A 20,982-nucleotide genomic window follows, 5' to 3' on the forward strand; every position below is an offset into this window, starting at 1 on the left:
AAATCCTCTTCCCGGCGGTGCTGTTGCTGCTGGTGGCGCTGCTGCTGCCGGACGCAGCGCCGCTGCTGGGGATGTTCTGCTTCGGCAACCTGATGCGCGAGAGCGGGGTGGTGGAGCGCCTGAGCGACACGGTGCAGAACGGGCTGATAAATATCGTGACGATATTCCTCGGATTATCGGTGGGGGCCAAGCTGGTGGCGGACAAGTTCCTGCAGCCGCAGACGCTGGGGATACTGGTGCTGGGGGTGACAGCGTTCTGCGTGGGCACGGCGGCGGGCGTGCTGATGGCGAAGCTGCTGAACCTGTGCAGCCGGCACAAAATCAACCCGCTGATTGGCTCCGCCGGGGTGTCGGCAGTGCCGATGGCGGCAAGGGTGTCGAACAGGGTGGGGCTGGAGTCGGACGCGCAGAACTTCCTGCTGATGCACGCGATGGGGCCGAACGTGGCGGGGGTGATTGGCTCGGCGATTGCCGCCGGGGTGATGCTCAAGTACGTGCTGGCGATGTGAATCGTTACCTTTCCCCGGATTGCGCCGTAAACGGCTTATCCGGGCTACCGGCCCGCAGACGGCTGTAAACCCGTAGCCCGGGTATGGCGTCAGCCGCGACCCGGGGATCCTCCCGGAGGCGGCGGTTAACGCGCCTTGTCCGGGCTACCGGATCGCAGACGGCTGTAAACCCGTAGCCCGGGTAAGGCGTCAGCCGTGACCCGGGGATACGTAAAACGTCGTATTCCATCTGGATGTGTTCTGAAATCCATAAAACTGTGGGCCGATTCCGCGCCGTCGGTCGCTAAAAAAGAGAAAATGGCCTTTTGATGTCAATTCGCCCAATGTTTAGCCGAAAAATCACGCACTGGTTTGCCCGACGTTCGTTCCAGAACCGCATCTTCCTGTTGATCCTGTTTACCTCGACAATAGTGATGCTGGCGATGTCATGGTATCTCACCAGCATCACGGAAGAGCGTCTGCATTATCAGGTCGGCCAGCGCGCGCTGATCCAGGCGATGCAGATCTCCGCCATGCCTGAGCTGGTAGAGGCGGTCGAAAAGCACGATCTGGCGCGAATTAAAGCGCTTATCGACCCCATGCGATCGTTTTCCGATGCCACCTACATCACCGTCGGTGATGCAAAAGGCCAGCGTCTGTATCACGTGAATCCGGATGAGATCGGCAAATATATGGAAGGCGGAGACAGCGACGAAGCGCTGTATAACGCTAAAAGCTACGTGTCGGTGCGTAAAGGATCGCTCGGCTCTTCATTGCGCGGTAAGTCGCCGATCCAGGACAGCACCGGGAAAGTGATCGGCATCGTCTCGGTGGGCTACACCATCGAACAGTTAGAGAACTGGCTGAGTCTGCAAATCGGATCGCTGATGATCCCGATGGCGATCATGCTGCTCCTGCTGCTCTACTGCGCCCGACGCTTCTCGCTGCATATCAAAAAACAGATGCTGAATATGGAGCCGCAGCAGCTATCACAGCTGCTTATCCAGCAAAGCGTCTTGTTTGAATCGGTCTTCGAGGGACTGATAGCCATTGACTCTCACTACCGAATTACCGCCATCAACCAAACCGCAAGGAGATTATTAAATCTCAGCCAGCCGGAAACTATCCTGATTGGCAAAAGCATCAGCAGCGTGATCTCTCAGGAGACGTTCTTTTATGACGCGCCGCAGACAAATAAAAAAGACGAAATTGTCACCTTTAATCAGATCAAAGTGATCGCCAGCCGCATGGCCGTCACGCTCAATAGCGAGCCCCAGGGATGGGTCATTAGCTTTCGTAGTAAAGACGATATCAACACCCTGAGCCTGCAGCTCAGCCAGGTCCAGCAGTATGCGGATAACCTTCGCGCCGTGCAGCACGAGCACCGCAATTTGATCTCCACCATTGCCGGGCTACTGTTTTTGAAACGCTACGATAACGCGCTGGATCTCATTCAGCAGCAGTCTGAAAGCCACCAGAAAGTTCTCGATTTTATCGCCCGTAATTTTAAAGTGAACCATCTTGCCGGGCTGCTGATCGGCAAATATTACCGCGCCAAAGAGCTCGGATTAGAGCTGGTCTTCGATCCCGCCTGTCACGTGGAAACCCTCCCCTCATCGCTTTCGCATAATGAGTGGATCTCGATCGTCGGTAACCTGCTGGACAATGCCTACAATGCCGCCTTACGTCAGCCGGCAGGATCGAAGCAGATCGAGTGCCTGATCAACAGCGAGGGCGGCGAAGCGATCGTCGAGATCGCCGACCAGGGCTGCGGAATTGATGAATCGCTGCGCGATCGTATTTTTGAGCGCGGCGTCACCAGCAGCGACAGCGGCGATCACGGTATCGGGCTATGGCTGGTACGCAGCTACGTCGAGCAGGCGGGCGGCAATATCGTCGTCGACGACAACATCCCTTTTGGCACTATTTTTACTCTTTATATCCCCCTGACCCGAGATGAACACCATGGATAGCATCACAACTCTCATCGTTGAAGACGAACCTATGCTGGCGGAAATTCTGGTGGATACCATCAAGCAATTTCCCCAGTTCGAAGTCATTGGCATTGCGGATAAGCTGGAAAGCGCAAAAAAAATGCTTCGTCTCTATCAGCCCCAGCTGATTCTGTTGGATAACTTTTTGCCCGATGGCAAAGGCCTCGATTTGATCCGTCACGCCGTCAATATCAATTATAAAGGACGTATCATTTTCATCACCGCCGACAACCATATGGATACCATCAGCGAAGCTCTGCGGATGGGCGTTTTCGATTATCTGATTAAGCCGGTTCACTATCAGCGATTACAGCATACGCTTGAGCGTTTTGCCCGCTATCGCAGCTCCCTGCGCTCGAGCGAGCAGGCGAGCCAGACCCACGTTGACGCCCTTTTCAATATCCAGGCCAAAGAGCACGCGGAAGCCGCCGGCACCGCCCTGCGCGGAATCGATGAAAGCACCTTTAACCGCGTATTACAGCTCTTCACCGACCCGGGGATCGTCCATACCGCAGACTCCCTTGCGCGTATCCTCGGCAGCAGCAAAACCACTGCCCGCCGCTACCTGGAGCAAGGGGTCAAAAACGATTTTCTTGAGGCCGAAATAAGCTACGGTAAAGTCGGCAGACCGGAGCGGATTTATCACGGCAAAAATAGTGAGCACGTTTAAGGATCGCGGAGATGCTTTGTTTAGCATGCATCTCCTTTTATTCGTTTACGCTATAGCGTAGCTAACAATCATCTGGCCTTTTTTCATCTTCACCTGGGTAATGACGACCTCTCCCAGTTCTGACAGGCTGACCACGTGCGTGCCGCCGCAGGGATAGCTCGGCATATCGCCGAACCCGACCTTGCGCAGACCTTCGGCAAAAGAGATCCGACGCGGTAAATCCTCCGCCTGCCATCCTTCGATCTGCGCCAGCAGCGCGCTGGCTTCGGGCAGTGACGCGTTCGTCCCGGCGGCAAAGGTGATGCGCCCTTCTCCCGGCCAGTGATGCGCCTTAATCGGCCGCCAGCCAAAGCGCTCTCCGGCCTGGCCAATCAGGTGCCCGGCGGAATGTAGCCGAGCGTGCAGCCGTCTCGCGTCCGCGTCCACCCGGATCGCCACCTCGCCGGAGGGTAGCGGCTGCGCAACAATATGCACGATGCTCTCGCCGCGCGCGGCAACGCTCTCGACCGCAAGCTCGCCAATCCAGCCGCGATCCGCCGGCTGTCCCCCGCCCTGCGGATGAAACAGCGTGCGGTCCAGCTCAATGGCATAGCGGCCGTCGGCTTCGCCCAGGCAGTTGACGACTCGCGCAGGGCATTCAGTGGCATCGCTGGTGTAATAAAGTCGTTCAGTCATGGTTGTCCTCCCCTCAGTCAGGACAGTATATTGATATTAACGACAGCGATAATCCCGCCGATCATCAATGCAATTTTGCTCTGGAAGCACAAATGAATCTGAACTTACTGCCCGATCTCGCCCTGTTCGTGCAGATTGTCGATCAGGGCAGCTTTTCCGCCGTCGCGCGCCAGACAGGCGCGACGCCTTCCGCCATTAGCCGCAGCGTCTCGCGGCTGGAGCATGAAATGGGCTGCAAGCTGCTGCATCGCACCACGCGCAAGCTGCGCCTTAGCGATGCCGGGAAAACGGTGTATGAACATGCGCTGGAGATGCTGGACTCGGCGCGTCTGGCCATGGATTCCGCCGGCAGCGCCCAGGCGGTGCCGCAGGGTAAGCTCACGCTAAGCGTGCCAAAAGCCGTGGGACGGTTTGTCATTCATCCGCTGATGCTGGAGTTTTTTAGCCGCTACCCGAAGATCGACGTCTGTCTGCGCCTTGAGGATCGGGTTCTCGATTTTATCGATGACGGTATCGATCTGGCGCTGCGCATCACCCATACGCCCTCGCCGGGGCTGCACGGTAAGCCTTTGCTGTCCGTCAGCCATATCGTCTGTGCGACGCCCGGCTACCTGGCGCAATATGGCAGACCGCGAACGCCGCAGGATCTGCGCGAACATAGCTGTATCAGCCTTGGGGAAACGCCCGCCGATTCGCGCTGGAAGTTTCGCCGCGACGGCAAAACGGAGACTATCCAGACCCACGGTCGTTACGCGGCAAACCACACCGCCGTACGCCTTGATGCCGTCAAGCAAAATCTGGGTATCGGTAGCCTGCCGTTGTTTACCGCCCGTGAGGCGCTGGCGAACGGCGAGATTGTGCAGGTTTTACCGGAATGGGAGTTTATCAGCCGCTATTCCGGCCAGCTCTGGCTACTGTGGTCGGGCAATAAGCACATGCCCGCCAGAATGCGGGCAATGATTGATTATCTTAGCGAGAAGATGAAGCCGACTGCAGGCAGCACAGCCATAGCGCAACGTTCGAAAATCACGGATAAGCCGCTATGAATAAAAACGGGGATGCTATATCACCCCCGTTTATTACCTTAATGAGGACTATCGTTTACTGATGGTGGGAAGTTAAGCGTGATTTATTATAATTAATCAGGCTTCCTGCCTTAATAATCTCCCGCTCTGATGAGGTCAGGCCCTCCATGTAAAGCGCAATCTTTTTTATGGGGCGCTCGCGGCTAATGACAAACGCGGTAATATGATCCAGCTCGCTGTCTAAGGCGGATTTTATGCCCGGAATAAAGATAAAATCCCCCACTTCAAATTCGGGTAAGGCTTTCATTTGCAGCGGCAGCATTCCCCAGTTAATCACATTCGAACGATAACGTTTCGTGGCGTATTCCTGCGCAATATTTGCCAGCCCCCCCAGCACGCGCTGGCAGCTGGCCGCTTGTTCTCGTGCTGAACCATCGCCCGGTTTTATCGCATAAACCATACTACCTATTTCCGTCTGCTGCAGGGTGACGCCCTCCTGTCCCGGCAGCTGGCGAATTTGGGTAAAGATGTCCTCAAGTTCAGGATGCAGCCTGCAAGGATTGTCCCCCGCGACGCGCAATTGTTCCAGAGCGGCAATCTCCTTACTGCGGCCAACATAGCCCGGATCGCGCCGTGAGAGGGTAAACTCCGCCAGTCCTGAGGGGTTAGAGCGAAATGATGAGGTTTCTCCCGATGGGATAAGCTCGTCAGTAGTCGTCACCGGATCCATGATTTTAGAGGTAACGTTTAAGAGAATATTTTCCGTTAACTCACTCATTTCCGGCCAGTCTTTTATATTGGGTCCATAAATCAGCGATTGCTGGGATGCGCCTTTAATAAAGCCTTGATAGACACGGTTTTTATAAGGTGAAGCGTCAAATTCATATTGCGGTATGTTCTCCCAGCAATCGAGCTCTGACGCCGAGGTCAGAATACCACCGTTGGCAGCCGTCGCCGCAATTGAGCGGGCATCCATCAACGCGACAGCCGACATTTGCCCATTTCCGGGTTTTGAACCTTCCCGGTTTGGGAAATTGCGCGTTGTATGGCGAATGCTCAATCCATTATGCATAGGCGTGTCGCCCGCGCCAAAGCAGGGCCCACAAAATGCGGTACGCATAATCGCGCCAGCGCTTAATAAATCGGTCGTTATCCCTTTTTTGGTCAGATCCATCAGCACCGGCTGGGATGAGGGATATATCGAGAGAGAGAAAACGTTGTCGCCGCAGGAGTGATGCTTTAAGGCATTTGCCGCTTCAACTACGTTGACGTAATTCCCGCCGGCACAACCGGCAATAATTCCCTGCTGGATCCGGAGCTTACCCTTTTCGACTTTATCCAGCAGGGAGAGTTTTGCGCGCCCAAGCGAAATTTTTTCGGATTCCATTTCGACTTCATGCAAAATATCCGGCAAGTTCTCCTTCAGCGTATCAATTTCATAGACGTTGGCGGGATGAAAAGGTAAGGCGATCATCGGTTTGATAGCGCTTAAATTGACTTCTATACAACCATCGTAATAAGCCATATCGGATGCTGAGAGCGAACAATAGTCTTGCTCCCTGCCATGAACACGCAAGTAGCTTCGAGTCTCTTCATCGGTTTGCCAGATAGACGATAAGCAGGTGGTCTCCGTCGTCATGACATCAACACTGTTGCGGAAATCGGTAGACATTGTCGCCACCCCCGGTCCCACAAACTCCATTATCTTGTTTTTCACATAACCGCGCCGGAACACCGCGCCAATTATCGCCAGGGCAATATCCTGAGGCCCCACGCCAGGGCTGGGTTTACCTGTCAAATACACCGCAACAACCTCGGGATAATCAATATCCCAGGTCCCTCCCAGCAGTTGCTTAACTAACTCGCCGCCCCCCTCGCCGACGGCCATCGTCCCTAAAGCGCCATAGCGGGTATGGCTGTCCGAGCCCAGCACCATCTTGCCACCGCCGGCCATCATCTCGCGCATATATTGATGAATAACGGAAATATGCGGCGGAACATAAATCCCGCCGTACTTTCTGGCCGAAGATAAACCGAATATATGATCATCACTATTAATGGTACCGCCGACCGCACATAGCGAATTATGACAATTAGTTAATACGTAAGGCAGTGGAAAACGCTGCATTCCAGACGCTTTAGCGGTTTGGATTATCCCCACAAATGTAATATCGTGTGAGGCCATACAATCAAATTTTATTTTTAACTTGCGGTGATCGCCTGAAGTATTATGGGCGGAGAGGATCGACCACGAAATCGTGCCTTTACGCGCCTCCTGCTTGTCCACCGGGAAGGAAGGATGACCAACAGGGATAATACCATGCTGGTGTGATATACATACTCCATGGTCATACAGTTTTATCATGACATATATCCTTATATACAAAACAAGGTCTGACAGAATAGCAACGCTTTTTAATCACTACCGTTATCGGCTAATAAAATGGAAAAAACACAGGCAATAAAATAAAGCTGACGATTACCGATATAACAATAAGCGGCAATCCGGTTTTAACGTAATCAATAAACTTATAGCCGCCCGCAGAAAAAATCATCATATTGGCGGGCGTACCCACAGGGGTTGCATACGCACACGAGCAGCCAATAACTATAGCCATTAATACCGCCCGGGGATCGGCCCCCATCGAATGCGCAATAGATAGACCAATCGGCATTAATAAAGCGGCGGTTGCCGTATTGGACATGAAGTTTGTTAACACACAGGAGATGAGCAATACCGCGCTTAAAAGTAAGAAGGGGGAAGCGTGATTACCCAGTTGTTCAATCATTGCACGCGCCATGATCGCACCAGCGCCGGTGGTTTCCAGCGCTTTTGCTAGTGCCAGCGTTCCGCCGAACAGGAAAATGGTCTGTGAATCGATGGCCTGGTATGCCTGTTTTTCAGTAATCACCCGGGTGACAATCAGCGTTAAAGCGCCAATTGAGCCAACAATAGCAATCGGCAATCCAATCTGTTCTTCGAAAATCATGCCGGATACGGTTGCGATTAGTACCGACAGCGCAATCACCTGCTTGTATTTCGGGCACGCTATCTTGCGCATACTTTCAGTGCGTTGCTGGTGTAGCGTACTTTTTTGCGGTAATAGTCGGTAGCCTATCGTGACAAAATAGAGAATACCGCAAGCCAGCATCGGAATACCCAGCTTAGCATATTCAAAAAAACCAAAACGTTGGCCAACCTGCTCCAGCGCCGACTGTGCAATCAGATTTCCTGGGGAACCGATAAGCGACAAATTTCCCCCCAACGCAGAGGCAAAGGCCAGGGGCATAAGCAGACGTGACTGGGCATAACCTGATTTTATCGCTGCGCCGATCACAACAGGTATTAACACTGCAGCCGTTCCGGTATTCGATAAAAATCCAGAAAGGGTCCCACACACTAACATAATAATGACTATCAGCTGTTTTTCTGTACGCGCATAGCGTGTCACGATACCGCCAATTTTATCGGTTACGCCGGTTTCGAATAAAGCCCCGCCTACCACAAACATAGCCACAAATAAAATAACATTCTGATTAATAAAACCTGCAAAAGCAGTTTTGACATCGAAGACCCCGGTGACAACCAGAGTAATACAAACAATCATGGCAGTTACAGCTAATGGTATTTTTTCCCAAACGAACATGACGATCGAAAAAACCAATAGCGACAACGTAATCGTAACTGGAGACATAAATATATTGCACCTCACCTTGTTAAAGGTCATATAATAATATTTGCGATCATGTGAGTTTTTTCATACTTAAATCATTAAACTCCAGGTAAGATAATAACCACATGGCAATGGCATCATCTACAATTGTCCTGGGCATCAACCGATGCCCAGATATTCACGGCATTCTTTCTCAGTAACGACTTAAATCATCCCGGATGATATGAGTATTTCCCACCACCATACCCCGAGGGTGATGTGCAAGAGGAATGTCAGTACCGCCAGTATTCCACCTATAATCCACCAGGATTTGATATCGTTATAACCCACACCAAAAATAACTGGTCCCGCCGCGCCACCATAGTGAGTGACCATTCCGCCATAAGAATTGCTGAATAATAGCGCGAGTGCGGTGAGGGTTATCGGTGCACCAGATACATTCGCCAGCATGGCAAAGACCGGAACCATAGCGACGATATAAGCGCTTCCCGAGGCGAAGAAATAACGAACCAGTATGCTCAAGGCGACAATAACAATAAAGGCTATATTACCGTGACCATCAAATGAAATATTATTTTTTAATAAATCAGCCAGCCACACGAAAAAGCCAACTTTTGATAATAACGAGCTTAAGCCAATAATCCCACCGTACCAAATGAGCGTATTCCAGCCGCCTTTATTTTTTATCACATCATCCCAGGTTACGATTTTCAGCACTAACATCAAGGCCATGACGCAGATAGCAACGGTTGACTCATTAACCCCCAGGGCGCTGCTGAACACCCAACCGCCCAGTGCCAGAACAAAGAGGCAAGAGAGCATTTTTTCACGCAGGGTCATGGGTCCCAAAGCTTCGATGCCCGTTTTGGCGATCTTTTTATTATCAACCCGCTTTAATTCCGGCGGATAAAGCTTGTAGGTAATCAGCGGCGTCAGCAGCAGCATAATGATACCAGGTAATCCTGCGGCCAGCGCCCAGCCACCCCAGCTTAATTTGATGTGGCAGATATCTTCAATCATCTTCAGCGCAAGAATATTGCCGGCCATTGCGGTAAAGAACATATAGCTGGTTGTTTTCGTCACCATATAGATGTTCAACATAAGATAGTGACCAACTCGCTTTGCGCTGTGCTCCGGCTCCGAGCCAAGGGCGACTGCGACGCTATTAATGATCGGTAAAACAATCCCCCCAGCACGTGCTGTATTCGATGGCGTTGCGGGGGCCAGGATCAGGTCAAGGAAGGCGGTTACATAGCCAAGGCCCAACGTTGTACTACCAATTTTTCCGATAAGAAAATAAGCAATTCTTTTACCTAGCCCGGTAATAACAAAAGCTGCACTCAGAGTAAATGCGGAGAAAACTAACCAGGTGGTGCCGGATGAATATCCGCTTAATACGCTGGCGGCTTTTACCGAACCATCACCCAGATTGCCGGTGACCACCATTGATGCGGCGACGGCAATCAGCAGTACCACAGGCTCTGAAAAGGGTTTAATGACTAACCCCACAATGGCTGCCAGATAAATGCCTGATAAAACCCAGGCAAGTGTTGATAATCCTTGCGGTGCCGGGAATAAACTCATGAGTAACGGTATTGCTATTATAACCAGCAGCTTCCATAACTTATTCTTTTGCATTTCCATTCCTTAGCTGTACTCAATATTTAAGGATGCTTGTGGAACGCATTCACATAATTCCCCGCCTCAATCCACGATAATTTTTCGTTAAGGAGGGGTCTCGGTATTTAGTCGGCAATATAAACCGAGCCGGAAAGAATCTTCCGTGCCGTGCGAATAACAGAGGCGCGGATCGTTTCAGGGGCTTCGGTCGTATTACTTAAGTCGACCGCAATACTCCCGCTGGGGTGCTCGATTTTAACGATGCCATCACCAGACAATTTCGTCAGTTCATTAGCAATCGTCCCCGGAATAATACATGCACTCGCCAGACCGATAGCGCCGGTAATCGCCAACGATTTATGGCAACTGTGGGGCATAAAATATCGAACATTTAAATTTCCGCCGCTAAGCGCAGGAGAAATCAGAACCGGTTTCGGGATAACCATATTTGTCACATCGCCAAACCCCATCGCCTTTCCCGCTTGTCGACGAATAGACTCCAGAGATTCTAAAAGCGCTGTGTCCCGGTCTAATTCGCAGGCAGATTCATAACCGGTTTTTCCCAGGTTCTGAGCTGGAATCACGACCATCGGCATTGCCATGTCAATACAGGTGACTTGCACATTATCAAATACGTCCAGCCGATTCCCGGTAGGGAAAAGCTGGCCGGATTTTGCACCCGCAGAATTCAAAAAGGTTAATGCAACCGGTGCGGCACGGCCGGGAACGCCGTCTATCTGCGTATCGCCATCGTAGATAACCTTTCCCTCAGGCGTTTGAATGTCAGCCTCAATAAAAGTATTGGTGTTCACATTCCTTATGCGCACTCTCGTGACCGGAGAATCCGCTTTAATTAACCCCTGTTCTATTGCGAATCCCCCTACAGCACACAGCATATTACCGCAGTTCGGCGTGGTATCGACCCGCCGTTCGTTGACGATAACCTGAACAAACAGATAATCAATGTCCGCTTTTTCACTAACAGATCGACTAATAATGGCCACTTTGCTGGTTTGTGGGCTTCCACCGCCAATTCCGTCAATTTCCAGCTCATGGCCCGATCCCATGATGGATAACAGGAAGTCATTACGTTGGTTAATATCCTTTGGTAAATCATCCGCTAATAAAAAGGCGCCTTTGGATGTTCCACCACGCATTAATACACAGGGAATGCTCTTCATAGCAAGTTCCTCACCCGATAAAACATAGAAGAATTAAACGAAATGCCTTGTGAATTTAATTTGCTTTATGCTGTTTAAGTTTTTTATTTACTTAATTCACCTGCTACATCATTCACGTCAGGCATTTTACAAATTCATTCTACTTGCAAGATTTTTACCGGTTGATAAAATTTCGCCATAAGAGTTATTCCTGCCAGGAATTAATAAAAGTGCCATTACCGATTAATAATCACTTGTCATCTACTTAGAGAAACACTTATTAGGCCCTACGGAGCAATAATGAAAAATGAACTATCCGGGATGAAAGCCTTTGTCACAGTTGCAGAGCTAGGCTCTTTTAGTAAAGCCGCCGAACAATTAAATCTTACGCAACCGGCATTAACTAAGAAGATAAAAAAAATAGAGAGTAATCTGGATATTGCGCTGTTCGAACGAACGACGCGAAAGATTGCGCTGACGCAAGCCGGAAAAATGCTTCTCCCAAGAGCTAAATCTTTGATCTCCGGCCTTGATGCGGCAATATTTGACCTTAACGATTTAACGTCTCAATTGCATGATACGGTTACGCTATCCTGCATTCCTACTGCCGTATTTTATTTTTTACCGCGCGCTATCGTGCAATTTAATCAAAGTTACCCCAACATCAAAGTACGAATTTATGAACAAGGTATTGAAACCTGTATGGACTCGGTACGAAAAGGCGATGTTGATTTTGGTATAAACATGAACTTCATCACACATCCGGATATCGATTTCATTCCCCTGGTGAACGAGCCTTTTGTTCTGGCCTGCCGGCAAGATCATCCTCTGGCAACCAGGAAACTGGTCGAATGGCGGGAGCTTGTTAGCCAGACGTTAATCGGCGTCAGGAAATCAAGCGGCAATAGACAGTTGATCGAGAAATGCCTGGCGGATAAACCCTGGCAGCTGAGCTGGTTTTATGAAGTCAGACATTTGTCGACCTCGCTCGGCCTTGTCGAAGCAGGCCTCGGAGTCTCCGCACTCCCTTGTCTGGCAATGCCCCACGGAGAGAGCGCCGTGGTGAGCGTCCCGCTTGTGGAGCCGGTCATCAGACGCACGCTGGGTATGATTCGCGTAAAAAACAGGCCTCTTTCCGCAGCGGCAGAGCGCTTAGCTTCCCTGCTACTGATGATGTGGACGGATGAAGCGGGCACGCTCTGGCGCAACGTCGTGGATTCAACGCAGAAAACCTGAAAGCCATGCCGGCCGCTTCATCGCCAGATTAGGGCGCTAAAGCAATCACCTCCGCTGCCCAGCGCTGAAAACCTTCTACATCCAGACCCAGCGCCACCTGCACGTTTGCCGGTTGGCCCAGTTTGCCTTCGATATCGACCACCGTCGTTCCCGAGGTCCAGGTTCCCTGGGTTTCTACCGTCACAAAACAGGGCTTGAGGGTGAAGAGCTGCGGACGAACCAGCCAGGCAATCGCGCACAGGTCATGCATACGCAGGCCGCTGCTCATGCTCCCGCTCCGGTAGTGGCTAAATAGCGCATGCAGCATCTTCCCGGTCTGATTCAGCGTCGGTAGCGTAGCAAGGTAGTCCGGAGCCAGCATCGCCTCGTTGGTGACATCCAGCCCGCACATCACAATCTCCAGCCCGCTCTGGAAAACTTTCGCCGCCGCTTCCGGGTCGATGGCGATATTGAACTCCGCATTCGGCGTAAAGTTACCGCGCCCGGCGGAACCGCCCATGATAACCAGTCGACGGATATTAAAGCGGCATTCGGGATACTGGGTCAGCAGAAGCGCGATATTGGTTAGCGGGCCAATCGCCACCAGGGTCATCGGCTCCGGAGCGTGCATCAGCGCATCGCGGATCGCCTGAAATGCCGGTTTTGCCAGCGGCTGACGGTTATGTTCCACGAAATCGTAGCCTTCCATCCCGGACTCGCCGTGTACGGAGGCGGCGTCGCGCAGCGGGCGGACCAGCGGCATGGAAGCGCCCTGAGCCAACGGAACATCGGCGTTCCAGAAATGCAAAAGCTGCAGGGCGTTGCGGGTGGTTTTCTCCACGGATACGTTCCCCGCTACCGTGGTCATCAGCTGTAGGTCCAGTTCGGGAGCGAACAGCGCCGCGGCAATCGCTGCGGCGTCATCAATGCCGGGATCGGTATCCAGAATGATAGGTAAGCGCATAGTTTCTCCATAAAAAATGCCAGACGTTAAGCCTGGCATCTTCTCATACTGCGGGGAAAAAGAACTTACTCTACTTCACGGACGTCTACGCGCAGCTCTTTCGGCACTTCGAAAACAATGTTCTCTTCACGGCCTTCCAGCGGCACCGCTTCGCCGCCGCCCAGCTCCTGCAAACGCGAAATCACGTTCTGTACCAGAATATCCGGCGCCGATGCGCCTGCGGTTACGCCGACGCAGGTTGCGTCTTTCACCCAGGCTTCCTGGATATCGGTCGCATCATCGATCAGATAGGCGGCTTTCCCCATCCGCTGGGCCAGTTCGGCCAGACGGTTAGAGTTCGAGGAGTTCTTCGACCCCACCACCAGCACTACGTCAGCCTGCCCGGCCAGCGCGCGGACGGCCTCTTGCCGGTTTGTCGTCGCATAGCAGATATCATCTTTGCGCGGCCCGACGATTTTCGGGAAGCGCTCGCGCAGGGCGTCAATCACGTCGGAGGTATCATCAACGGAGAGCGTCGTCTGAGTCATAAACGACAGCTTAGCGTCGTTTTTCACATCCAGCTTCCAGACGTCATTCGGCGATTCCACCAGGTACATCCCCCCCTGCGGGTTGCTGTACTGGCCCATGGTGCCTTCAACTTCCGGGTGACCGGCGTGACCAATCAGGATCGACTCTTCCCCCCGACGGCTGGCGCGAGCAACTTCCATATGGACTTTGGTCACCAGCGGGCAGGTAGCGTCAAAAACCGTCAGATCGCGGTTTTTCGCCTCGTTGCGTACGGCCTGAGAGACGCCGTGGGCGGAGAAAATCAGGATCGCGCCGTCCGGCACTTCGCTAATCTGCTCGATAAAAATAGCGCCGCGTTGACGCAGGCTGTCGACAACATAGCGGTTGTGCACGACTTCATGACGCACGTAGATCGGCGCGCCATATAGCGTCAGCGCGTTTTCAACAATGCTGATAGCGCGGTCAACGCCTGCGCAGAAGCCGCGCGGGTTAGCCAACAGAATCTGCATGTTACCCCTCCAGCGCCGGATCGATCTCCAGCACTTCAACATCAAAATGAACGGTACGCCCGGCCAGCGGATGGTTGAAATCAACGGTAATCGAATCGCCGTTTACTTCACGGATCACGCCGGGCATTTCGCTGCCATCCATTGCGGTAAAGAGCATAATCGCGCCGACTTCCGGCTCGCCCGCATCAATAAATTCCCGACGCGAGAAATATTGGATCAGGTCCGGGCTCGGTACGCCAAACGCGGCGTCCGGCTCCAGCGAAAAGGTGGTTTTATCCCCCTCTTTTAGCCCCAGCAGATGCTGTTCCAGACCTTCAGACAGGGAAGTATCGCCCAGACGAAAGAGCGCCGGTTTACCGTTGTTGCGGGTTGACTCTGCGGTGGAGCCATCGTCGAGCTTTAAGGTGAAGTGCACCAGCACCGCACTGTTGCTCTGTACTGATTTAGACATGCAGGTTGCTCACTAGTTTTGTCCGGTGACGCTGGCGCTGAACGGGCCTACGGAGAACGTAGACCCGTGCAAACGTAGCGCCGCCCGGCGGGTATTGTTACGCCTGTTTCTTCGCAGCCGCGTTCGGCAAGAAGCCTTCCAGCACAATCAGCGCCGCGCCGATACAAATAGCGGTATCGGCAAGGTTGAAGGTGGCGAAATGCCAGTCCCCGACGTAGAAATCGATCATATCGACGACAAAACCATGCCAAAGCCTGTCGAATAAATTGCCCAACGCGCCGCCAATAATCAGCGCATAGGCAATATTATTCAGCTTTTGCGTCGCCTTAGAGCGATACATCAGCACCGCAAGGATCACGCAGATACCGATAGCGATACCGGCGAAGAACCAGCGCTGCCAGCCGCCACTGTCGGCGAGGAAGCTAAAGGCCGCGCCATAGTTACGCGCATAATGCAGATTAAGCGATGGGAACAGCGATACCGTATCCCCCAGAGCGAAGTTCTGGAGGATCAGGAATTTGCTGCCTAAATCGATAATCAGCACGGCTACGACGACCCAGAGCCAGCGTAGCCCCGTTGAACTAATCGGTTTACTCATCAGGCAAATTTACGTTTTTCGCCGTCACCGGCGATGTTGCTGACACAGCGTCCGCAGATATCCGCGTGTTCCGCCACCTTGCCGATGTCCGTCGTGTAATGCCAGCAGCGCGGGCACTTATCACCTTCGGCTTTGCTCAGCACGACTTTCAGGCCTTTCAGCAGCTCACTCTGCCATGCGTCGGCCGGAGCCTGCGCATAATCGGCAACTTTCGCTCCTGAGGTCAACAGGACAAATCGCAATTCGTCGCCCAGCGCGTTGAGCTTCGCCGCGAGATCGGCGTCGGCATACAGCGTTACCGCCGCTTCCAGAGAGCCCCCCACCTGCTTGTCAGCACGCGCCTGTTCGATAACCTTGTTGACTTCGCCGCGCACTTTCAGCAACTCGTCCCAGAAACCATCGTTCATCGCTTCGTCGTCGGCCAGGCCAAACAGACCGGTGTACCATTCGCCGGTAAAGACGTATTTCTCGCGGTCGCCCGGCAGGTAACCCCAGATTTCGTCAGCGGTAAAGGACATGATCGGCGCCATCCAGCGTACCAGCGCTTCGGCAATGTGATACAGCGCGGTCTGGCAGCTACGGCGCGCGACGCTGTCCGCCTTGGTGGTGTACTGACGGTCTTTAATGATATCAAGCCAGAACGAACCCATTTCGATAGAGCAGAAGCGCATCAGGCGCTGCACGACTTCGTGGAAATCGTAAGATTCATAGGCTTTGACGATATCGTCCTGCGCCGCTTGTGCGCAGCCTACTGCCCAGCGGTCCAGCACGACCATCTCTTCCGGTTTCACCATATCTTTAGCCGGATCGAAGCCATTGAGGTTCGCCAGCAGGAAGCGCGCGGTGTTACGGATACGACGATAGCTGTCGGCGGCGCGTTTAAGGATCTCGTCGGAGACCGCCATTTCGCCGGTGTAGTCGGTGGAAGCCACCCACAGACGCAGAATATCCGCGCCCAGTTTGTTCATCACATCCTGCGGAGAGACGGTGTTGCCGATAGACTTGGACATCTTGCGGCCCTGGCCATCAACGGTAAAGCCGTGGGTCAGCACCTGGCGGTAAGGCGCTTTGCCCTTCATCGCGGTAGAGATCATCAGGGATGACATGAACCAGCCGCGGTGCTGGTCAGAACCTTCGAGATACATATCGGCGGCGTGACCGGCAAATTCCGGACGCACGTCAACAACGGAGGAGTGGGTCGATCCGGAGTCAAACCACACGTCCAGCGTATCCGGCACCTTCTCATAGCTATCGGCATCGGCGCCGAGGATGTCGCGGGAATCGAGATCCCACCACGCCTGAATGCCGTCGATCTCAACGCGTTTCGCCACTTCTTCCATCAGTTCGAGAGTACGCGGATGCAGCTCCTGCGTCTCTTTATGCACGAACAGCGACATCGGTACGCCCCAGGTACGCTGACGGGAAATACACCAGTCAGGACGGTTGGCGACCATCGATTCAATACGCGCCTGGCCCCAGTCAGGGATCCACTGCACGCCTTTGATTTCGGCAAGCGACTGCGCGCGCAGGCCTTTCTGATCCATGCTCACGAACCACTGCGGCGTGGCGCGGAAGATGATCGGCGTTTTGTGACGCCAGCAGCACGGGTAGCTGTGCTGCATTTTCTCTACGTGCAGCAGCGCGCCTTTTTCAGACAGCAGCGCAACGACAATATCGTTGGCTTTAAACACGTTTACGCCATCCAGCGTCGGGTAAGTTCCCGGCAGATAGGCGCCGTCCGGCCCCACCGGGTTAACGACTTCCAGGCCATATTTTTGACCGATGACATAGTCATCCGGGCCGTGGCCTGGCGCGGTATGTACCGCACCGGTACCCGCGTCCAGAGTGACGTGATCGCCCAGGATCGCCGGGACGTCGAAATCGAGGAACGGATGCTTAAAGCGCATCAGCTCCAGCTCGGCGCCGTTTACCACCGCAAGGATGGTGTAATCAGTAATGCCGGCGCGTTTCATGACGCTGTCGACCAGATCTTTCGCCAGGATCAGCGCCTGGCCGTCAACCTGCACCAGCGCATAGTCAAATTCCGGGGACAGGGAGATGGCGCGGTTCGCTGGCAGGGTCCACGGGGTGGTGGTCCAGATAACCAGAGAAACCGGACCGTTAACGTCGGCCACGCCGAATTTCGCCAGCACCGCCGCTTTATCGGTCGCGTGGAACGCCACGTCGATGGACGGAGAAGTTTTGTCGTAATACTCAACTTCCGCTTCCGCCAGCGCGGAACGGCAGTCTACGCACCAGTGCACCGGCTTAGCGCCTTTGTGCAGGTGGCCGTTGCCGATGATTTTACCCAGCGCGCGGATGATGTTGGCTTCCGTTTTGAAGTCCATGGTCAGGTACGGGTGCGACCAGTCACCGAGCACGCCCAGACGGATAAAGTCTTTGCGCTGCCCGTCAACCTGGGTGGCGGCATATTCGCGGCACTTGGCGCGGAACTCGGCGGCGGTGAATTTCTCGCCCGGCTTGCCGTATTCCTGCTCTACCTTCAGCTCGATTGGCAGACCGTGACAGTCCCAGCCCGGTACGTACGGAGAGTCATAGCCCGCCAGCCCTTTGGACTTAACGATAATGTCTTTCAGAATCTTGTTAACCGAGTGACCAATATGAATGCTGCCATTCGCATAAGGAGGGCCATCATGCAGAATGAAGGTTTTTTTGCCTTTTTTGGCTGCACGAATGATGCCGTACAGGTCATCATCGGTCCAACGCGCCAGCATTCCCGGTTCACGCTTGGCGAGGTCGCCGCGCATCGGGAACCCTGTTTCCGGCAAATTCAGGGTCGATTTATAGTCACTCATCAGATTCTCGGTTCCGTATTTCGGTTTGATAAACACCGTCAGGGTTATGCCTGCCCGGTTAGCCCAAAGAAGTCGCGGGCCGTTAACTCATCACGTGCGATTTGCGCTTTTAGCTCATCAAGCGACGCAAATCGCTGCTCGTTACGTATTTTTTTACGCAGTATTACATCTATATGGCGACCGTAGAGGTCCATTACAACATCCAGGAGATGGACTTCCAGCTGCTGACGCACGCCGGACACCGTTGGACGAGTACCAATGTTGGCGACGCCCATAAAAGGTTTGTCGCCAAGCCCTGTCACTTCTACCGCATAGACCCCTTTAACCGGGGAAACCTGACGACGCAGCGGTAAATTCGCCGTCGGGAAACCTATTGTGCGCCCGAGTTCATCACCGTGCACAACGCGGCCGGAGATGGTAAACGGATGCCCCAGCAGCGTCTCCGCCAGGGGCAGATCGTCGTCTGCCAGCGCCTGGCGCACCGCGGTGCTGCTGATGCGCACGCCGCCTTCACAGAAGGTTTGGGTGCTGGTGACGTCAAAGCCGTACTCCACGCCGGCTTTTTGTAATAACAAGAAATCCCCCTGGCGACCTGCGCCAAAGCGGAAATCATCGCCAACGGCGAGGAACTGAACGCCCAGCTGGCGGACCAGCAGTTCGCTGATAAAGTCCTGGGCGGTCAATGCCGCAAAGCGCCGATCGAAACGCACGCACAGGACGTAATCGACGCCGCTTTCAGCCAGATAGTTCAGCTTCTCACGCAGGCGCGTTAGACGTGCCGGCGCTTTATCGGCGGCAAAAAGCTCAAGCGGCTGTGGCTCAAAAATCATCACCACCACCGGTAAGCCACGCTGGCGACCTTCTGCGCGCAAACGCTGCAATAATGCCTGGTGCCCGCGATGCACGCCGTCAAAATTTCCAATGGTCAGCACGCACCCGTGCGGGGCCTGACTGAGATTATGTATGCCGCGTATCAGCTTCATGTCTGGCTCAAAACAGTGAAAATCGTCCGAGTATACCTTGTACAACTGGCGACGTTAACCAGCGATTGCACCTCTTCACCGAAAGATCCCGGGAATTCATTCACTCAGCGCGAGATTGCGGGAAAATCTCTCCGGCGTCGTCGATTTTTATGGTTGAAAGGCTGTATTCGCCTGCAACAAGCTGGTAGAATCTTGCGCCATCACTACGTAATGAAGCGTTGTTCGTTTAAACGACGCTTATTTGCACAAATCCATTGACAAAAGAAGGCTAAACGGGCATTCTCCTCGGCCTTTGAATTGTCCATATAGAACACATTTGGGAGTTGGACCTTGGCTAATATCAAATCAGCTAAGAAGCGCGCCGTTCAGTCTGAAAAGGCCCGCAAGCACAACGCTAGCCGTCGCTCTATGATGCGTACTTTCATCAAGAAAGTATACGCAGCTATCGAAGCTGGCGACAAAGCTACTGCACTGAAAGCATTTAACGAAATGCAACCAATCGTGGACCGTCAGGCTGCTAAAGGTCTGATCCACAAAAACAAAGCTGCGCGTCATAAAGCAAACCTGACCGCTCAGATCAACAAACTGGCTTAATCGTCTGCTTGTTGTCGCTTTGTAAAAAAACCCGCGAAAGCGGGTTTTTTTATGTCTGTCGTCTATCGCTCAAAGCGTCAACCATCGCGCTTCTGGCGACTATTGCTTTGCCGAACCGCCAGAAACAGCGCTGTCCTGGGCCTGCGGCGGCGTAAAGAGCGCCGAATAGTCGCGATGACAAATACGCTGCACCGCCGGATGCTGGATCATTCGTTCAGCGAAGATCGCGTGATACTCTTCCATGACGTTGTCCATCCGTCCGATCTCAACTATCGACTCATCGCTATAGAAATCATGCGCATACAGCGTCGGGGCAACGAATATCGCATTATGCGCCGCGCCGAAGGCTTTCATCAACGCCGCATCGTCAAACTCGCCGAGGATTTCCACCTGCAATCCCTGCGAGTTAAACCAGTTGAGCAGCTTGCGCCCTAACATCGAACGACGGCCAGGGATCAGTAAGCGACGCTCTTCCAGACAGGCCGGGAACGGCTTTTTCGGCGGCGGATTCATGCACCAGAAGCTGACGCTGCATTCGCCAATTTTCACTGAAAACAGCCCTTCCTGCTGGGTTGAATCAATAGGGCAGTCGGAAATAATCATATCGAGCTTATGCTGGCTAAGCTGTTCCAGCAGCATTTCGTGGGTCGATTCGAAACAGCGTAAATGGATCTGTTCGTTATCGACAACGGCAGCATCCAGTACCCCGCTCACCAACCTTTTCGACAGCGCGTCCGCGACGCCGACGTCAAACAGCAGATTCGACTCTTTACGATAGTTAACGATATCGAGCATTTCCTGGCTCAGCGTAAACATGCGATCCGCATAGCGGAAAACCAACTCGCCTAATTCGCTGGGCTCCAGCCCTCTTCCTTTTCGCTTGAACAACTTCCCCTGCAGGCGCTCTTCCAGCGCCTTAATTTGCCCGGTAATGGTCTGCGGCGTCAGGAACAGCGCTTCCGCCGCGCCAACAACGGAGCCTTCTTTATAGACATGCCAGAAGTAGTACAGATGGTTGTAGTTGATATGCGACATGCTT

At 53.3% G+C, this 20,982-nt stretch carries 18 protein-coding genes; 6 read left to right on the forward strand and 12 right to left on the reverse strand.

The annotated features are described in order from the left end of the window. The 3 genes from ABLV11_RS24235 to ABLV11_RS24245 form a co-directional block, all read left to right on the forward strand. On the forward strand, positions 1-509 hold a 509-nt coding region (locus ABLV11_RS24235), incomplete at its 5' end, for a sodium ion-translocating decarboxylase subunit beta (protein WP_348855908.1). Positions 510-832: 323 nt separating this feature from the next. Further along, the gene (locus ABLV11_RS24240; protein ID WP_004108293.1) at positions 833-2,461 is read left to right on the forward strand and encodes a sensor histidine kinase; all 1,629 of its coding nucleotides are present in this window, start codon (positions 833-835) and stop codon (positions 2,459-2,461) included. After that, entirely contained in the window at positions 2,454-3,152 is a 699-nt protein-coding gene (locus ABLV11_RS24245; protein ID WP_004108295.1) for a response regulator, read from the forward strand. Before ABLV11_RS24240 ends, ABLV11_RS24245 begins: the two co-directional genes overlap by 8 nt. Positions 3,153-3,197: 45 nt before the next feature. Here ABLV11_RS24245 and ABLV11_RS24250 read toward each other — a convergent pair whose 3' ends face one another. After that, positions 3,198-3,827 carry an alanyl-tRNA editing protein gene (locus ABLV11_RS24250; protein ID WP_126488423.1) on the reverse strand — a complete coding sequence of 210 codons (630 nt, stop codon included), beginning with the start codon at positions 3,825-3,827 and terminating at the stop codon, positions 3,198-3,200. 92 nt (positions 3,828-3,919) lie between these two features. Here ABLV11_RS24250 and ABLV11_RS24255 point away from each other — a divergent pair, with 92 nt between their 5' ends. Further along, positions 3,920-4,873: a LysR family transcriptional regulator gene (locus ABLV11_RS24255; RefSeq protein ID WP_126488421.1), complete on the forward strand. Its 954-nt coding sequence runs from the start codon at positions 3,920-3,922 to the stop codon at positions 4,871-4,873. Positions 4,874-4,928: 55 nt separating this feature from the next. Here the strand turns inward: ABLV11_RS24255 and ABLV11_RS24260 are convergent, their stop codons facing one another. The 4 genes from ABLV11_RS24260 to ABLV11_RS24275 form a co-directional block, all read right to left on the reverse strand. Continuing rightward, complete coding sequence (locus tag ABLV11_RS24260) at positions 4,929-7,217, reverse strand: hydratase (RefSeq protein WP_126488419.1); 2,289 nt, start codon at positions 7,215-7,217, stop codon at positions 4,929-4,931. 70 nt (positions 7,218-7,287) lie between these two features. Continuing rightward, complete coding sequence (locus tag ABLV11_RS24265) at positions 7,288-8,547, reverse strand: SLC13 family permease (RefSeq protein ID WP_004108304.1); 1,260 nt, start codon at positions 8,545-8,547, stop codon at positions 7,288-7,290. Between the two features lie 183 nt (positions 8,548-8,730). Continuing rightward, on the reverse strand, positions 8,731-10,164 hold the full coding sequence (locus tag ABLV11_RS24270; protein ID WP_004108306.1) for an anion permease: 1,434 nt from the start codon (positions 10,162-10,164) through the stop codon (positions 8,731-8,733). Positions 10,165-10,271: 107 nt separating this feature from the next. Further along, on the reverse strand, positions 10,272-11,327 hold the full coding sequence (locus tag ABLV11_RS24275) for a 4-oxalomesaconate tautomerase (RefSeq protein ID WP_105889675.1): 1,056 nt from the start codon (positions 11,325-11,327) through the stop codon (positions 10,272-10,274). Positions 11,328-11,606: 279 nt separating this feature from the next. On the opposite strand from ABLV11_RS24275, the gene ABLV11_RS24280 reads away from it, so the two are divergent. Next, a complete protein-coding gene (locus tag ABLV11_RS24280; protein ID WP_004108311.1) occupies positions 11,607-12,542 on the forward strand; it encodes a LysR family transcriptional regulator in 936 nt (311 codons plus the stop codon). 28 nt (positions 12,543-12,570) lie between these two features. Here ABLV11_RS24280 and rihC read toward each other — a convergent pair whose 3' ends face one another. From rihC to ribF, 6 genes are all read right to left on the reverse strand, one after another. Further along, positions 12,571-13,485: a ribonucleoside hydrolase RihC gene (rihC, locus tag ABLV11_RS24285; RefSeq protein ID WP_004108313.1), complete on the reverse strand. Its 915-nt coding sequence runs from the start codon at positions 13,483-13,485 to the stop codon at positions 12,571-12,573. A gap of 65 nt (positions 13,486-13,550) precedes the next feature. Continuing rightward, positions 13,551-14,501 carry a 4-hydroxy-3-methylbut-2-enyl diphosphate reductase gene (gene ispH, locus ABLV11_RS24290; RefSeq protein WP_151386399.1) on the reverse strand — a complete coding sequence of 317 codons (951 nt, stop codon included), beginning with the start codon at positions 14,499-14,501 and terminating at the stop codon, positions 13,551-13,553. A gap of 1 nt (position 14,502) precedes the next feature. After that, positions 14,503-14,952, reverse strand: coding sequence for an FKBP-type peptidyl-prolyl cis-trans isomerase (gene fkpB / locus ABLV11_RS24295; protein ID WP_004098486.1), 450 nt, complete (start codon positions 14,950-14,952; stop codon positions 14,503-14,505). Positions 14,953-15,049: 97 nt separating this feature from the next. Next, a complete protein-coding gene (gene lspA / locus ABLV11_RS24300; RefSeq protein ID WP_004108317.1) occupies positions 15,050-15,550 on the reverse strand; it encodes a signal peptidase II in 501 nt (166 codons plus the stop codon). Further along, positions 15,550-18,366 (reverse strand): isoleucine--tRNA ligase, encoded by a 2,817-nt coding sequence (ileS, locus tag ABLV11_RS24305; protein WP_126488417.1) that lies wholly within the window; start codon positions 18,364-18,366, stop codon positions 15,550-15,552. The genes lspA and ileS overlap by 1 nt, the downstream gene beginning before the upstream one ends. Before the next feature lie 44 nt (positions 18,367-18,410). Further along, positions 18,411-19,349, reverse strand: coding sequence for a bifunctional riboflavin kinase/FAD synthetase (ribF, locus tag ABLV11_RS24310; RefSeq protein WP_004108323.1), 939 nt, complete (start codon positions 19,347-19,349; stop codon positions 18,411-18,413). A gap of 330 nt (positions 19,350-19,679) precedes the next feature. Between ribF and rpsT the strand changes: the two genes are divergently transcribed. Further along, positions 19,680-19,943: a 30S ribosomal protein S20 gene (rpsT, locus tag ABLV11_RS24315; protein WP_003018940.1), complete on the forward strand. Its 264-nt coding sequence runs from the start codon at positions 19,680-19,682 to the stop codon at positions 19,941-19,943. 99 nt (positions 19,944-20,042) lie between these two features. On the opposite strand, the gene nhaR is transcribed toward rpsT, so the two are convergent. After that, a complete protein-coding gene (gene nhaR, locus ABLV11_RS24320) occupies positions 20,043-20,978 on the reverse strand; it encodes a transcriptional activator NhaR (protein WP_004108338.1) in 936 nt (311 codons plus the stop codon). Positions 20,979-20,982 lie beyond the last annotated feature (4 nt).

This window comes from Klebsiella sp. GW_Kp181 (assembly GCF_040062315.1).
GTDB lineage: Bacteria > Pseudomonadota > Gammaproteobacteria > Enterobacterales > Enterobacteriaceae > Klebsiella > Klebsiella oxytoca.

Bases quoted from the DNA above. Each gene is read 5' to 3' on its own strand.
- ABLV11_RS24240 (WP_004108293.1), top strand. From the start codon at position 833: ATGTTTAGCCGAAAAATCACGCACTGGTTTGCCCGACGTTCGTTCCAG.
- ABLV11_RS24245 (WP_004108295.1), top strand. From the start codon at position 2,454: ATGGATAGCATCACAACTCTCATCGTTGAAGACGAACCTATGCTGGCG.
- ABLV11_RS24250 (WP_126488423.1), bottom strand. From the start codon at position 3,827: ATGACTGAACGACTTTATTACACCAGCGATGCCACTGAATGCCCTGCG.
- ABLV11_RS24255 (WP_126488421.1), top strand. From the start codon at position 3,920: ATGAATCTGAACTTACTGCCCGATCTCGCCCTGTTCGTGCAGATTGTC.
- ABLV11_RS24260 (WP_126488419.1), bottom strand. From the start codon at position 7,217: ATGATAAAACTGTATGACCATGGAGTATGTATATCACACCAGCATGGT.
- ABLV11_RS24265 (WP_004108304.1), bottom strand. From the start codon at position 8,547: ATGTCTCCAGTTACGATTACGTTGTCGCTATTGGTTTTTTCGATCGTC.
- ABLV11_RS24270 (WP_004108306.1), bottom strand. From the start codon at position 10,164: ATGCAAAAGAATAAGTTATGGAAGCTGCTGGTTATAATAGCAATACCG.
- ABLV11_RS24275 (WP_105889675.1), bottom strand. From the start codon at position 11,327: ATGAAGAGCATTCCCTGTGTATTAATGCGTGGTGGAACATCCAAAGGC.
- ABLV11_RS24280 (WP_004108311.1), top strand. From the start codon at position 11,607: ATGAAAAATGAACTATCCGGGATGAAAGCCTTTGTCACAGTTGCAGAG.
- rihC (WP_004108313.1), bottom strand. From the start codon at position 13,485: ATGCGCTTACCTATCATTCTGGATACCGATCCCGGCATTGATGACGCC.
- ispH (WP_151386399.1), bottom strand. From the start codon at position 14,501: ATGCAGATTCTGTTGGCTAACCCGCGCGGCTTCTGCGCAGGCGTTGAC.
- fkpB (WP_004098486.1), bottom strand. From the start codon at position 14,952: ATGTCTAAATCAGTACAGAGCAACAGTGCGGTGCTGGTGCACTTCACC.
- lspA (WP_004108317.1), bottom strand. From the start codon at position 15,550: ATGAGTAAACCGATTAGTTCAACGGGGCTACGCTGGCTCTGGGTCGTC.
- ileS (WP_126488417.1), bottom strand. From the start codon at position 18,366: ATGAGTGACTATAAATCGACCCTGAATTTGCCGGAAACAGGGTTCCCG.
- ribF (WP_004108323.1), bottom strand. From the start codon at position 19,349: ATGAAGCTGATACGCGGCATACATAATCTCAGTCAGGCCCCGCACGGG.
- nhaR (WP_004108338.1), bottom strand. From the start codon at position 20,978: ATGTCGCATATCAACTACAACCATCTGTACTACTTCTGGCATGTCTAT.